The 15528-nt window shown below is 56.0% G+C and carries 6 protein-coding genes; 2 read left to right on the top strand and 4 right to left on the bottom strand.

Annotation, left to right across the window (positions count from 1 at the left end; all coding sequences use genetic code 11):
- Positions 1-243: 243 nt before the first annotated feature.
- Positions 244-1143: a LysR family transcriptional regulator gene (locus tag BLT77_RS08715; protein ID WP_090364799.1), complete on the top strand. Its 900-nt coding sequence runs from the start codon at positions 244-246 to the stop codon at positions 1141-1143.
- A 337-nt stretch (positions 1144-1480) separates the two neighbouring features.
- Here BLT77_RS08715 and BLT77_RS08710 read toward each other — a convergent pair whose 3' ends face one another.
- The 4 genes from BLT77_RS08710 to BLT77_RS08695 all read right to left on the bottom strand — a co-directional run bounded on the left by BLT77_RS08710 (position 1481) and on the right by BLT77_RS08695 (position 13070).
- On the bottom strand, positions 1481-2737 hold the full coding sequence (locus BLT77_RS08710; RefSeq protein WP_090364797.1) for a YeeE/YedE family protein: 1257 nt from the start codon (positions 2735-2737) through the stop codon (positions 1481-1483).
- 393 nt (positions 2738-3130) lie between these two features.
- Positions 3131-11248, bottom strand: a complete 8118-nt coding sequence (locus BLT77_RS08705) for an Ig-like domain-containing protein (RefSeq protein WP_090364795.1) — start codon at positions 11246-11248, stop codon at positions 3131-3133.
- Positions 11249-11584: 336 nt separating this feature from the next.
- Positions 11585-11884: a hypothetical protein gene (locus tag BLT77_RS08700; protein ID WP_090364792.1), complete on the bottom strand. Its 300-nt coding sequence runs from the start codon at positions 11882-11884 to the stop codon at positions 11585-11587.
- A gap of 418 nt (positions 11885-12302) precedes the next feature.
- Positions 12303-13070: a helix-turn-helix transcriptional regulator gene (locus BLT77_RS08695; RefSeq protein ID WP_143026592.1), complete on the bottom strand. Its 768-nt coding sequence runs from the start codon at positions 13068-13070 to the stop codon at positions 12303-12305.
- Positions 13071-13399: 329 nt separating this feature from the next.
- On the opposite strand from BLT77_RS08695, the gene BLT77_RS08690 reads away from it, so the two are divergent.
- Positions 13400-15400: a hypothetical protein gene (locus BLT77_RS08690; RefSeq protein WP_143026591.1), complete on the top strand. Its 2001-nt coding sequence runs from the start codon at positions 13400-13402 to the stop codon at positions 15398-15400.
- The last annotated feature ends 128 nt before the right edge of the window (positions 15401-15528 follow it).

Below are 15528 nucleotides of genomic sequence, written 5' to 3'. Positions count from 1 at the left end.
ATCAATGATCTTGGTGCTATTCAGCTTGATGACCGAGGCATGGTTGTTACGCAAGTCGCGATAACTATGGTCGCCCTGGGTGTGTTTCTCCAGTCGGCGACGGTGGCTAACCGCAAGTCTGAATACCTGATATCCGGGTCACTGATTGACGTTGAAATAGATAATAGAACCTATCCTTTGTGAATATAAGCGTGCTAAATTGAATAGTATCTATTCGTCTTGGGCATATGGTGGTGGGGAAACATGGATCAACTGGGAGCGATGCGGGCGTTTATCCGGGTGGTACAAACCGGCAGTTTTTCGTCGACGGCACGTGAACAAAACACCAGTCAGGCCACCATCAGTAAGAAGGTGGCGGCCCTGGAACACAAGCTGGGGGTCAAGCTGCTGACCCGCAGCAGCCGGGAGCTGTCATTGACCCAGGTTGGATCGGCCTACTACGACAAGTGTGTGGCCATCATCGGCGAATTGGATGAAGCGGAGTCCATGGCGCGATCGCAGATGGCCCTGCCGCAAGGCATTATCAGGATCACCGCACCGGTGGTATTTGGTCATCAGGTTATCGCCCCCGTTATGGGTGAGTTTCTGGCCCTGTACCCGGAGATTAAGGTGGATCTGGCCTTGAGTGACAAGCATGTCGACCTCGTCAGTGAAGGCATCGACGTGGCAATCCGGGCCAAGCAGTTGGAAGACTCCTCCCTGGTGGCCAGGCACCTGTTTGACAACCCGATGCTGCTGGTGGCTGCCCCCGAGTATCTGCAACAGCAGGGGGAACCCCGGGAGCCAGAGGAGTTAAAACGACACAACTGCCTCATCTACTCGATGCTAAAGAAGGTCAACATCTGGCACTTTACCCAGGGTGAAAAGACCACTTCGGTGCAGGTACGTGGTAATTTTCAGTGTGATAATGGCGATGCCATTTTGCACGTGGCCCTGGCCGGTAGCGGCTTGGCGGTATTGCCGCTGTGGATGGTGGATGAACACCTGATATCGGGACGGCTGCAGCGGGTGATGCCAGACTTTACGCCTAAGCCACTGCCATTCAACGCGATATACCCTCAGAACCGTTATGTTCCCCTCAAGGTTCGGTGTTTTATCGACTTTTTGAAGCAGAAGCTGTCAGGAGATGGCATGTTTCAGTGAAAAATGAGCGGTTCTAGCCGCCGTTATCGAGTAAAACGAACCGTCTGATACCGCCCCCATAGAAATCTGGGGTCAGTGATTGATCCCGGATTGTGCCAACCCCAAGAGTTAACTTCATAACCCATTGTCTGGAGGTTATTGAACAACCTGAGCTTGAGACATGGCGCTCCCTGGGGGGGGCCAGCCATTTGCCAGTGGCTGGTTGAGTCCCCCAAAGGGGGACTTTGAAAACGGCAGGTGGCTGTTCAGTGTTTGTTTGGCGACTACACCATAACCTTCTGGCCGTTTTCATTTCCGGTTTCCGCCAATCTGCGAAAAACCTTTTATTGGGCTGTGGTTACTGACGTACCAGGGCATGATGCAGCTTATTACCCGCGATGCCGCCGCCAATGAGGAACACAAGATAGATCCAGCCAGACAGCGACAGGTTGGCAATGGGGGTAAACAGGGCTCCGACATTACAGCCATTTGCAAAGCGGGTGCCGAATCCCATCAGCAACCCACCCAGGGCAAACAGAGCGAACTGCTTGGCCGAGTGGTTGAGGCGAAATGAAAAGGAGAAGCCGCCCATCAGCAGCACCGCAATCAGGGCCCCCACTAAAATGGCAAAATTCTGAACTGAGATGCCATGTTCAAAAAATGGCGTGGTAAACAGGGCTGCGGGGCGGTGGCTGAAGGCGGCGATGGCATCGACGCTTAATCCCAGCCCGATCAGTCCCTTGCCAAACCAGATGCCGAAGGGGGTAGAGGCACCCCATCCGGCGCCAGTGGCTACCGTCATGATCCCCACAATCAGGGCGATCACCAGAGCTGCGGTGCGCATTCGCCACAGGTTACCCAACCATCGCTGATAACTGTCGACGCTTAACAGGGAGAATGAGCGGGCGGTTTCTTCTGGGCCTGTACCCTGACGGGCAATCTCACCCTCCACCCCAAAAAATGTGCCTGTGGCATGGCGGCGTTTTTCATATTTTTTCGCCACATAGACGACGACAAGCGCAAAAGCGGTGGTCACCAGGAGGGCCATAAAATAGCCGTTCAGAGGCCCCCAGGTGAACAGATCCGGCAGGTATACCCCTTTTCCGGAGAAGCTCTGTGAAGACAGCAGGGTGGTGGTGATCCAGGGCTGGGTGGCCTGCAGGGGAAACCCAAGGAACACACCGGCACCGAAAAAGAGCAGGGTGGTCAGGGCCCGGGGAACGTCACTCACCATCTCCACCATCACCCCTGTGGCGCAGCAGCTGGAGAGACTCATGCCGGCGCCAAACATCAGACCTCCCACCACCAGGCCAAGGTTAATGGGGTTGACCCAGAGATCGAAATGGCCGAGATCCGCATTCAACAGGATTCCTGCATTGATGGCGGCGGCGACCACGAACATCAGCATCAGGGTTTGCAGCAACTGAGTGGAGCCGCGGCGATAGGCCCGGTTAACACTGCCGGCAAAGCCTATTGATCCTTTTACCAGGGAAAAGCCCAGACTAAGGCCCAGCAGTAAGCGCAAAAACAGCGACGCGTCTTCTAACAGTGCTGCGCCAATAACGATGGTTGCAATGGCAATTACAACGGCCAACAGGGCTTGATTCTTTTTCATTACATTAATGCTATATAAGTCAGTGGAATAGTGAAATTGGGAGAGACATTCTCGATATCTGGTGGGCGGTAACAGAATGAGGACAGGGATTGTCGCCATAAAATAGTTATATGTCTACTGGTTGATATTCCATTTGGTTATATCTAGGGGCTTGTTGTTCTACAGGGGAATGGGTTGCTAATCGACAGCCAATGCCTGTCCGGGCAACGGGACAACGGCAGGGTTTTGTTTCCTAAAATGAATTGGCCGCAGGTTAAGTCTAAGCAGGCTTTTGCTTTTTATTTATGAGTCACCACCCATTTCCTGGACACTCGATTGGTTAGGGGGGCACAGTCACGCAAGACACCGCCAAAAAAAGGGCGCCGTAGGGCGCCCTGTTGACTGGTTCGATGATCAGCGGTGTTCCGCCTCGCGAACCGGGTAGGTCAGGTGGATCTCCACCCGGCGGTTCTGGGCCTGCCGGTCTTCGGCGCCGGTAGGGACGGCCAGCTCAGTCTCACCTTTGGCTACCACGATCAGCGCCTGCGGAGCCAACTGGTGGTACTCAACCAGGTAGTCCTTGACCGCCTCGGCGCGGCGCTGGGACAGGGTTCGGTTGTAGTCGCTGCTGGCGGGGGCCGAGGTGTGTCCGAACACCTTTATGCCCCCGAGCTGATGGTCGTTGATGGTCCGGGCCGCATCCGCCAGCACCTGATGGAATCGCGGCGCAATGTCGGTGCTGTCATTGGCAAACAGTACCAGCACCTTCATCTCTTTGGACTCGGTGCGCCAGCGGGTACAGCCGCGGCTGTCTACTGCATCGACGGTCGGGGTGCCTTCGCAGGCGTCCTGGCTATCGGCCACGCCATCGCCATCGCCATCGGCCACCACCGGAGCGACCTGGGTGACGGGCTCGCTTAACTGCTGGCTACCGCCGAAATGGTAGGCCAGGCTCAGGCCCAGCGTGGTGGTGGGGTAGTTGTCGAACTCCACCCGCTGCGCCTGCAGGGAGGCCACCCAGTCGCGAGCCAGGCGGTAGTCCAGGCTGAGGCCATAGAGCAGGTCGGTGCCGTCGGGGTTGTCGTTGCCGGTGCCGCCATTGAGGGAAAAGCTGTTGTAATCCCCCTCCCAGAAGAAGGCGCCCAGGCGCCCGGTCAGGGAGAGACGGTCGTTGAAGTGGTGGCGATAGCCCAACTGGGCGTAGGGGCCGCTGCCGGATTCGGGGTAGATATGCTCGATGGCATCAAAAAAGGCGTCGGTGTCGTCAAACACCCCCTGCATGGTTAGCTCCACCTCATCGATGTCCAGGTAGCCTGCTTCCACGAACCAGCTGTCGGTGAAGAAGTAACCCAGCCCCACGCCCCAGCCGAAACGCTCCTCATCCAGAGAGAGGGTGGTGGCATTGAGGCCGGCGTCGCTGAAATCATCATCGAGATCCGACTTGCTCACCTCGCTGCGGGCCAGGTTGCCCTGCACCGAGACAAACCAGGGATCCAGGGGCGCCTGTTCAGCAACCGCTTGACTGCCGGGCACCAGCAGCCCGGCGACCAGCACCAGGCAGGCCGCCCGAACCCAGTGGGTGGAGTGGCGACGCAGGGCCGCCAACATCACCAGAACAACTATCCAGCCGTGGCTCATGCTGCCTCCGCCGCCTCCTTCGGTTTTGATTATCTGATTTCCAGTCACCTTGACCTGTACCTGGGCGGTATCGCTGCCGCCCTGGCCATCGGTGATGGTGTATTCCAGGGTCGCGGTTCCCACGAAGCCCTGGGGAGGCAGGTAACGCAGGGTGTTGCCATCGATGACCGTCACCTGTCCCTGGTCGGCACTGGCCAGGGTTACCCTCAGCGCATCACCATCGGGATCGGAATCGTTGCCGAGCACCAGAATGTCAATCGCCTGGTTGTTATCGGTCTGGCCACTGTCATCCAGGGCATGAGGTGCCCGGTTGAGGAACACCGTCACCTCCACGGCGGCGTAGGCGCTGCCTCCCTGACCATCACTGATGCTGTAGTTGATGCGGTCGCTGCCCAGGTAACCTGCTGGCGCCTGGTAGTTCAGGCTGCCATCGGGATTGATGGTGACCAGCCCCAGACCGGCACTGGCCGCTACCACACTCAGCCTGTCGCTGTCGGCATCGCTGTCATTGTCCAGCACCACCACTTCGGCACGATCCCCGGCCCGCAGCCTCAGAGTGTCATCCTGGGCCACGGGGGCCTGGTTGTTGGTCAGCATCACGGCCACCCCGCCGGGGTCGACCACGGCGCCGTTGACCAGGCCATCGGCGTCGTAGCGACCACCGTCCACCAGAGTCAGTTGTACGCACCAGTGGCCCTCGGTCAGCCCCGGGGTCCAGAGGTCTCCGCCGGGAGGCGGGCAGTAGCCGGGCTCACCGGGTGCCGAATGCACCAGGTTTTCCAGATCTTCCTCCAGGGTGATCCAGCCTTCGCCAGGCAGGAACTTGCGGTAGACGGCGTTGGCGGGGATCGCCAGCCGCTGGGGCATCACTACCTGCAACTGCTGACCCATCTGGGGCAGGTTATGGGCGATGAAGTCGAAGATGCCACCCACGTTCTGTGCTTCGGTGTCAGCTACCAGGTCGTCATCCTCGTTGGCAATGTCCGCATCGACGATCTGGGCTCCGCCGGTGACGCCACCGGTGCTGTAGCTGCCGACCCTCAGACAGACCGCCGGATCCCCTTCGACGATGTAACCGTCCCAGTTGTCACCGGTCTCCGGCAGTACGTTGCACTCGTCGGTCATCTGATCCAGATAGTCGGGAATGCCGTCGAAATCGCTGTCGGCATAGCCCTCCTCGGTGTCGGGAATCAGGTCACCATCGCTATCCTGGTTCGGTATCAGAGCGGCGGCGGTGTTGCGCACCTCCAGATAGATGCCTGTGGTATCCGACAGGCCGCCGTTGTCGGTGGCCGTCAGTGCCAGCGGGTAGAGTCCGGGTTCTACGTCGTCCGGGTTAAAGGTCAGAGTGAGATCATCATTATCCAGATCCGCCATGCTGCTATCCGCCACCCAGCTGAGGCTGTGGCTGTCATCGGCATTGGGATCAAACAGATGGGCACGCACCTCCATCGGTCCCTGGCCCTGGAAGGCGATGAGGCGGGGCTCACCTGACTGGTAGGCCATCAGGGTGAGCTCCGGCACCAGGTTGGCCTCGGAGAGGGTCACGGTATGCTGACGGGTGTTGCCCGGGTTTACGTCGTCATCCAGCCGTATCACCAGGGTCTCCTCTCCTTCGGTCAGGCTATCCTGATGTATCTGGAAGCGGATGGCGGCGGAGGAGCCCGCCTCGATGACCAGTTCGCCGGCCTGCAGGTCGTGGTCATCGCCATCGGCACTGCCGCTGATGGAGTAGGGAATGGTCACCGGGTACTGGAAGTGGGCGCCGTTCATCACCACCTCCACCGAGACGCTGTCGCCTTCCAGCACGGTCTGGTCTTTGGCCAGGGAGATCAGCGGGCGCACATACACCTTTTGCGGTGCAGTGGCGCAGCGGCCCTCCTGGTCACAGGCCTGCCAGAAGGCGGTGTTATCACCCGGCTGGAAGAAGGGCATGCCGTCCACCAGACTCACCGGCAGCGGGTTGCCGTAACGATCCTCGGCGGTGGCCGTCCCCAGGGCCACCTTGGTGAACAGGGCGTTGGCATCGACATAGGCGTCATCCGGTACGGTAATCCTGGGCTTGAGCGCATCCTGATTCAGCACCAGCACGGTAGCAGAGTCTTCGCCGCCGAAGCCGTCGCTTATACGGTAATCGATGGTAGCGGTGCCGTTGAACTGATCCCCGGCCTGGAAGCTCAGGGTGGTCCCGTCTATGGTGACGCTGCCCTGGGCGGAAGCCGCCCCAAGCAGGCTCAGGGTATCGCCATCGGCGTCGCTGTCGTTATCCAGTACGGCGATGATCGCCTGGGTCTGCCCCTCGTCCAACACCACCTCATCGTCCAGGGCCTCGGGGGCCTGGTTACGACGGCTCACATCGATGGACACCACGGCACTGTCGCTGCTGCCCTGGCCGTCGCTGATGCGGTAGTGCACCAGGGCGATACCGGGCCGATCCGCCTGGGGTTGATAGCTCAGGGTCTGATCCGGATTGATGGTGACTTGGCCGAACTGGGCCTGGGCACTCTCCAGAGTCAGGGCGTCGCCGTCGGCGTCGCTGTCATTGGCCAGGGCATCGACGATCACCGCGGTGCGCACGTCGGTGGCGGTGAAGTCATCGCTGGCCACCGGTGCATCGTTGACTGCGGCGATGGCAACGCTGACCCTGGCCGTGTCACTGCCGCCGTTGCCGTCGCTGATGCGGTAGCTGAACCGGTCGACACCGCTCTGATCCGGGAACGGCTGGTACTGGATGCGACCATCGGCCAGCACCTGGGCCTGACCCAGGGCGGGTTGGCTCTCCAGTGCCACCGTCAGGCGATCACCTTCGGCATCGGAGTCGTTGGTCAGCACCGTGATGGCCACCGCCAGCTCCTCCTGGGTGGTGACACTGTCGTCTTCGGCCACCGGCGCGTCGTTAACGGCGCCGATGGAGAGGGTCACCACGGCCACCCCGGAGTAGGCCTTACCGTCGAACACTCGGTAGCTGAAGCTGTCCTGGGCATGTTCGGAGCCGTCATGCTGATAGCTGAAGCTGCCATCGCCATTGAGGGTAAGGCTACCCCTGGCAGGCTCTACCACCAGCTCCGCCGCCAGGTTGTCACCATCGGGGTCGCTGTCGTTGGTCAGCACACCGTCTGCCACACTAAGCAGGCTCCCTTCTGCCAGGTGATAGGCATCTGCCAGGGCCCGGGGCGCGTCGTTTACCGCAGTCACCTCGATGCTGACCCGGGCAACGTTGGAGAGGGTGCCGTCGTTGTCGGCCACCTGGTAGTCGAAGTTGTCCGTGCCAACAAAATCGGTCTGCGGGGTGTAGCTGACCTGGCCATCACCGCCCGGTTGCAGGGTACCGTGCTCCGGCTGGCTCACCAGACTCAGGGAGTCAACATCCAGGCTGCCGTCACTGTCACTGTCGTTGGCCAGCAGATCCAGAAGCAGTTGACCCTCTTCGGCCACGCTGCCGCTGTCGTCCCGGGCCACAGGCGCATCGTTGACCGGGGTCACGGTGATGTTCACCCAGGCGGGGTTGGACCAGGCGCCCAGATCATCCTGTACCCGGTACTGGAAGCGGTCGGGGCCAAAGTAGTTGTGGGGGGCGACGTAGGTCACCAGACCGGTGTCGCCATTGAGGGTAACCGCGCCGGGTTCGGCAGTGGTGAGGATCTCGACACTGCCGGGAACCAAAGCGCCGTCCACATCGGAATCGTTGCCCAGGATGTTGATGGCAAACTCGCCATCCTCAGCCAGGGTGGCGTTGTCGTCGTTGGCCACTGGCGCATCATTCACCGGGGTGATGGTCAGGGTCACGGTCACCGTTTCGGAGGCCAGGCCATCGTCATCAACCAGTTGGTAGGTAAAGGTCACCTCGCCGTGGGCGTCTGCGGCCGGGGTAAACACCCACTGACCGTCTTCGCGGCGATCCAAGGTGCCTTGAGACTCGGAGGGCGGTGTGACGATGCGGATACTGCCGTTGTCCAGACTGCCATCCACATCCTCGTCGTTGTTCAGCAGAGCCAGCACCAGCGGCTGGTCCTCTCGGGTGCTCTGGCTGTCAGGGCGGGCTACCGGTGCGTCGTTGACCGCATTGATGGCGATAAATACCGTGGCCGGCTCGGAGAAAACACCGGATTGGTCCGCCACCTTGTAGGTAAAGTGGCTGGCTTCTACCTGATTCACTGCCGGGGTGTAGCGGATGCTGCCCTGCTCCACGGTGGCATTGCCCAGCGCCGGGGCGTCCACAAGGACCAGACTGCCGACATCCAGGCTGTCGCCGGTATCCGGATCACTGTCGTTGTCCAGCACGGGGATCAGCAGCGGCCGCTCCTCGTCGGTGGTCACCGAGTCGTTGTTGGCCACGGGGGCATCATTGACCGGCACCAGGGTGATGCTCACCTCGGCGATGTTGGACAGCTGCTCCTGCTGGTCGCGGAACCGGTAGTGAAACCTGTCCTGGCCATCGAAGTTGGCATTGGGGGTATAGGTGATGGTGCCGTTGGCGGTATTCACCGACACCTGCCCCTGATCTGGCTGGGTGGTCACCTCGACGCTGGCGGGATTGATGGCATTCTCGGCATCGAAATCGTTGGCCAGCACGGCGATCACCTTGGCGCTGTCCTCCTGCACGGACACCTGGTCATTGACCGCAACCGGGGCATTGTTGACACCACGGATCACCAGGGTGACCAAAATGGGGCCGACGCTGTGTTCATCATCGCTCAGGGTGTAACTAAAGCCGTCACGCTGCACCTCGCTGCCGTCATGCTGGTAGTCGAAGCTGCCATCGGCGTTAATGGTCAGCACACCGTAGTCCGGGCCACTGGCCAGGGCAACGCTCAGGTCGGTGGAGTCCACATCCCGGTCATTGCTCATTACGCCTGCGGCGGCGTCGACCGAAAGCCGGGCCCCCTCGTCCAGCGAGTAGCTGTCCGGCGCTCCCTCGGGGGCATCGTTCACCGCCGCCACATTGATGGTGACGGTGGCGGTGTTGGAGTAGCCTCCGCCGCTGTCCTTGAGCCGGTACTGGAAGTGGGCCTGACCGCTGAAATCGGCGGATGGGGTAAACACCCAGTGGCCGCCGTCCAGAGCCACGGTGCCGCCGCTGGCACTGCCCACTAGTTCGATGTTGGCGTTGGTCAGACTGTCTTCGTCGTCACTGTCGTTGCCCAGCAGCGACAGCGGCAAGGGGGTATCCTCGCCGGTGTTCAGGGTGTCGTTACCCGCAACAGGCGCATCGTTCACCGCCGCCACGTTGATGGTGACGGTAGCGGTGTTGGAGTAGACCCCCGCGCTGTCCTTGAGGCGGTACTGGAAGCCGGCACTGCCATTGAAGTCATCGAACGGGGTAAACACCCACTGGCCGCCATTCAGAGTCACGCTGCCGCCGGTGGCAGTGCCCACCAGCTCGATGTTGGCGTTGGTCAGGGTGTCTTCGGCGTCACTGTCGTTGCCCAGCAGCGACAGGGTCAGCGGGGTATCTTCGTCGGTACCCAGGGTGTCGTTACCCGCAACAGGCGCATCGTTTACCGCCGCCACGTTGATGGTGACGGTGGCGGTGTTGGAGTAGGCGCCTCCGCTGTCCTTGAGGCGATAGCTCAGCACCAGGGTGCCGCTGGCGTTGGCGGGCGGAGTGTAGACCCAGTTGCCTCCACTGAGGGAGATGGCGCCTCCCGCCAGGTCGGTGAACTCCACCATGGCGTTGGAAAGGCTGTCCTCCTCGTCGCTGTCGTTGCCCAGCACGCTGACGGTGATCGGGGTGTCCTCACTGGCACCGCTGATGAGGTCATTCACCGCCACCGGCGCATCATTAACCGGAGTAATGGTGAGAGACACGCTGACGCTGCCGGAGTCCAGGGCGCCGTCGCTGGCGCGGTAGCTGAAGCTGTCGTTACTGGTGGCACTGCCGTCGTGCTGGTAGCTGAAGCTGCCGTCGTTGTTCAGGCTGAAGCTACTGGCATGACCGGGGCCGGAAACCAGCTTGGCGGTTATGGCGTCGCCGTCGGGATCGCTGTCGTTACCCAACACGCCGGCCGCGTTGACGGTCAGCAGGGCCCCCTCGGCAACCGAGTGGCTGTCGGCCTGGGCGACGGGGGCGCTATTGACCGGGGGGACGTAATCCGGGCTGATCGGCGGGGTAAACAGCCCCAGCTCTTCGAAACTCTTGCTGTAGTCGCTGCTCTTGTCGTGAATGCCGGAAAAGTCGCCGTTGATGCTGTTGGTCTGGGTGAGGGAGAAAATCACATAACGCAATGATGAGGTACGGGTAATGCCAATCCCGGTAAGGCTGCTCAGGGTGGTTTTGATGTCATCGAAATCAAACTTGAAGCTGACGAAGTGGTCATTGCCCTCCCAGTTGCCGATATCGGCGTCGACCACGTCGGGATCGACGCTGGAGACCGACGCGAAGTGATAGTCTCCGGCATTGCCATCTATCTCGAGGGAGGCCTTGCTGGCGATGGTGGTGGTACTGGGACCATCGTTCCAGGCCCGCCCTGAAGGGGGCGCCTTGTTGGGCGCTGCTGAGTCCCACAACTCCAGGGAGGCCGAACGTCCATCGGCACTGATGAACATGTCGAGCACACCATCGGCGTTAACGTCCATCCCCAGCAAGTAGACGTTGCTGTCGTTTGCGGTGCCGATACGAAAGCGGAAGCCGATCTCATCATCGCTCTCATCGTCGGTGCCCTTGTCATCGTACTGGGTGTATAACTGCGGGTGTGTCTCATCCCCCACCAGATCCAGGCCTGCGGTCTGGGACTGCTCATCGTCGACGGGGTCGAAGTTAACCCCCTGGAGCAGAGGGATCCATCCGGATGAGGGACCATCGAGGAGGACGGGGTCCGCTTGAAGTGAAGGGGAGATGAGCAGAGCAGACCACACAGCCAAACAGGCTGGTTTGAAGCCGTTCCTTGAGCGCATGAAACTTTCCTTTGAAGATATTTTTCTTATTGGGGGACTGCCTAATCCCCAAGTGTCTGTGCGCGAGCCATTTTTTTGACGCGTCAATTTTGCGCCATTATAGACACGTGAAAAACGTACAAAAAAGCGTTATTTGTACATTTCATTAATATTGATGAGAAATTCTGTTCACAACTTGGGTCTCGTTTAAGCTGCGCTTGACTGGTGATTTCGTCGAATTGAAGTCAGTGTGGAGTGCAACGGCCGTCGGCAGAAGGAAACCCCCGCTCTTCGCCGGAGTGACTGTGCTGAGGAAAAGTGGTGGCGATGGCCAGACCAGGTTAAAACGGCCCGCTTTTATCGCGGGCCGTTGTGTTGAGCCTCAGGCGGGCTGACGGGCCTTAGGCGGCTGAGGCTGGGGGGAAGGATGGATTGCTTGGGGGTGCGGGCGATGATCTCCGCAAACAGGTTACGTTCGTCATGGCTTTCATGGTCGCAGACTTTGGCCATCATCGCCCGAATGGTGCGTTTCTGGGCACCATAGGGGGTGATCACCGCCACCTCACGTTTATCCTCGCCCTTGAGCTTGTGCCGCTGCGCGTCCAGGAAGCGGATGATGGCGATGGCCTCTTCGCCTTTTGCTTTAGTTTTATGCAATCTTATGCTTCAAGAAGCTAGCTAAGTTATGGGATTCGGTATGTCCGTATCGCCATAGCTAAAGGCTCTCCTGTAGACTCCACTCGTCCTGCAGTTCGGCAATCCCTGCGTACCCGGTGCTATCGAGGGGCTGTACAGCGGTTCTGGAGTAATTTTCATTGAGGGCGAAGGGGCAGCAAGCCCTATGAAGAAACTCGTAACGCCTTTGCCTGCGGGGAGTTTATCGAGGTGGTTAGTGACATCAGTTTCAGTAAGAGTTATGGCAAGATAGGTGTGAGGTGTAAGAAATACTTTTGGGGAAGGTTATTGAAAGGCACCATCCAAAAATGACCATGGGAAGTTAAAGGCTTACTTTTGTAATTATATTTAAGCTGACAAAGTGAAAATTTAGAAAGATGGTGATCTTCAATATCACTAATCATTTTAATAAGTTAAGGGCACAGGCCTTGTAAATCAAGTTGGCGATGTTGTTGGCAACCAACGAGGACTTTAGTAATTCAATGTGGTAATCAACTCCGCGCACTGTTAAATATAGCTCATCAGCTATTTCATCCCTGTTCATTCCCTTCGCCAGGCACTCAAGTACCCGTAACGAATTCTGTTTTACGTGTTGATAATCACAGATGGGATTCATCAGTGTTTTGAAGTAATTAATGATCTCTTTGTTGAGTTTCAATAAACTAGGCTTCAGTTTTTTTACTATGTATGACTCATCAATGTTGTGGTCATTAGTCATAATAATAAATCTGGCAAAGAAGTATTTACTCTCTGAGCAGGCTATGATTAGTTCAAACTTCTTTTCATAGCCAAAATTATCATGTTTCTTCGTTAATAGATTTTTCTTATGGCGACGCTTGTCATACACACATTTGCACTCATTAGCTCCATCTTTTTTATATAATTTTTTCTCGAATTTGCTTTTGAATTCAGAGTCGGTATTTAACCTATCTAAAATCATTACCTTGAAATAGTTGCGACCCTTCTCGGAACTAAAGAAAACTTGCTTTCTTTTTTTGAATCGCTTACACAAGTCTCTTGGTTCTTCGGCATGACTTATAGGAGCATCAATATTGATATCATAGGAATAGAAAATATCCTCTAAGGAATTTTCTAATGCAAACGCTTTTAGCCTCTTCTCCACAATAGTACGGCCTGCGCTCTTACAATCAAAATCTATAGAGCTCATAATGAAGTCACCCATAACTCAATCAGTCAAACGATTTGATTTATTCCACGGATTTTAGGTTAGCAGCTATTGAACCGAATATCGACATGGTTCTGATAAAAATTAGTATGGTGTTAGCTTTGTTTATCAGGCAGTTTTAGAGATGCTTTTCATCAAGGCATCTGCAACCAGGTGGAATGTCGCCCCTATGCAACTGATTAAAAACCATGAGGTCTTGGTCACACAAGAATTGAATTGCTGAGGTTTTGTGTAGCATCCTACATAGATTCATCTCCATCTTTACAAGACTATCTCTAATCCTAGCTAACCAGAGTTTCTTAATCACGGAGATGATGATGAACAAAGCTGCAATCGCTCTCGCGCTGTCCATAACCATGCTATCAGGGTGTGGCAGTGATAATGATAATCGCGCTGATGAGCCTACATCCCCCGATGTACCTGAAACGGGACAGCCACCACAGACTGGTTCAGGTGCCTTTGAAAATGTCTGGGGGCCAGATGTCAAATGGCAACTTGAAGGTCCTATTACAATTTACTTGGATAAAATGGAACGAGCTGATTGGGTGGCGCAAACCGAGGGGCGTTATTCTGATATTAAGCATGGTTTCACGGTTGATGCTGAAGAAATCCGTAAAGTCATTTCAAAGCCACTCCGGGATGATATTTTTAATGATGGGCAAATAACTTTTGCTGATGTATTGCTCTATCTTTCAAAAACTCGTGACGATTTTCATGTCGAGTATGAGTGGGGTGAAGACATCGGTGCTTATAGGTATACTGTTTGGCGTAATGAGGATGGCAGTGCTATTGAATTTGACCAGGATGGAAAACCATTAGGACAGGGCGATCCAAACTGGTATGCAAGCTGGATTAATGATACTGGTGAATTTAAACGTGAGTTTAACTACACCAACTGGGGTGAGCTACTTAGTACTCGGTTGGAGTTGACGGTACTTCAAAATGAATCTGGAGTGTTGCTGAGATCTTATAGTGATGCCTATACATTCCGGCGTGAGGAAATGCATCGAGCTCAGGCTGAAAGAAGAAGAGCTGCAGATGAGAAATTTACTGATAATCGGGTAATCGTCCCATCAGTAATGGTTCAACCCATTGGCGGCGAGCGGATGTTTTTCAAGGATGTTGAAGTCCAGCCGCACAACCTTCGCCCAGATATATATAAAAAGGATGCAATGATAACGCTTGCTGACGTATACCTTAGTATGCAAGAGCAGGGGTTGATCGATGTGGGGTTCTCCTTTTGGGGAACGTTATCAACAGGGGTTGATATTCAACATTTCGTAGTAAACTCAGTTAATGGAGTCGTTAACCAGGGGCGATTAGCCTATGCTATTGATGCAAGTGAAACGAAGTACAAAAGTGATGTCATGCATAAGTATGGGCTAGGCCAAATGGGTCCTGGTTCTAGTAATCACGCAACATTCTGTGATGGCATCGGACTTGATGGTAAGCCTTCAGGGGAAGCTGATGGGGTTATTGACGCTGAGTGTAAAAATTATTTTGCTGAAAAAGGATTGACAATAGACATTTCAGATTGGTTCGGCGACAGGAATAAACACATATTCTCTGATGTTTGGCCAATGTATTATCCTGTTGATTTTGCAGCGCTTGTTAATAAAAAATTAAGCTTCTTTTATACCGAAGAAGCCGGTCGTGTTGGTGGCGATGATAAATATCCGATCTACAACATTGAGGATGCAATTGCTCCTTTGACAGACGCTCACTTTGGTTGGGGAGTTGCGGATTGTGGTACTTGTCATTCTCTCGAAGGCATTCATGCAGACAGTGACCATGGCACTCTGGGTGTTAATCCTAAGCCGGTCGATGTAATTGATCTGGGTAAAGGCATCCAATCCTATGACTTAACCGAAGGTGTTGAAGCTGCTGTTGCGCCCTATCAGTGTGCGCAGTGTCATGGTAGCAACGGTGCTCCTTCAGGCCATGGTGAGGTAGGAACGTGTTTTTGGTGTCATGATAATGATTTAGAACCAAAGAACCACGGCACTGTTAATAAGCGATTTACTAAGATGTATGAAGGTGCGGCGGCAGAAGGTTCAACAGCTATTTACCCAGCGGAGCCAGTAATTGATGTCCCGTCTGAAGACCGAGATGCTGTCGCTAACCTTAGTGCAGAGCGCTATGGTGATGCGAACTATCTTCTTAATGCTCTGCCTGCGAAGGAAAACCAAAGCTTCGTCTATATGCATGGTCTTTACAGTGATGACATGAAAGTGCGCGGCAATAGCGACTGGAGTACGGATCCGGTATATCCAGACCCTTACTCTTGCATGACCTGCCACCCAAATAAGTAATGACTTGCAGAGGTCACGTTTAAATGGCCATGATGTAAGAGTTATTTTGGTATCGCCAATGAGATAAGCTCAAGGTTTATCTGGTTATGCCGGTAGTTAAGACGGCCCGCTTCTATCGCGGGCCGTTG

The organism is Ferrimonas sediminum, assembly GCF_900100175.1.
In the GTDB taxonomy this organism is placed as follows: Bacteria; Pseudomonadota; Gammaproteobacteria; order Enterobacterales; family Shewanellaceae; genus Ferrimonas; species Ferrimonas sediminum.
The sequence above is the reverse complement of the archived record's forward strand: the minus strand, read 5'-3'. Positions and strand labels throughout refer to the sequence as shown.

Coding starts and splice junctions, on each gene's coding strand:
- BLT77_RS08690 (WP_143026591.1), top strand. CDS start 13,400: ATGATGATGAACAAAGCTGCAATCGCTCTCGCGCTGTCCATAACCATG.
- BLT77_RS08715 (WP_090364799.1), top strand. CDS start 244: ATGGATCAACTGGGAGCGATGCGGGCGTTTATCCGGGTGGTACAAACC.
- BLT77_RS08705 (WP_090364795.1), bottom strand. CDS start 11,248: ATGCGCTCAAGGAACGGCTTCAAACCAGCCTGTTTGGCTGTGTGGTCT.
- BLT77_RS08710 (WP_090364797.1), bottom strand. CDS start 2,737: ATGAAAAAGAATCAAGCCCTGTTGGCCGTTGTAATTGCCATTGCAACC.
- BLT77_RS08695 (WP_143026592.1), bottom strand. CDS start 13,070: ATGAGCTCTATAGATTTTGATTGTAAGAGCGCAGGCCGTACTATTGTG.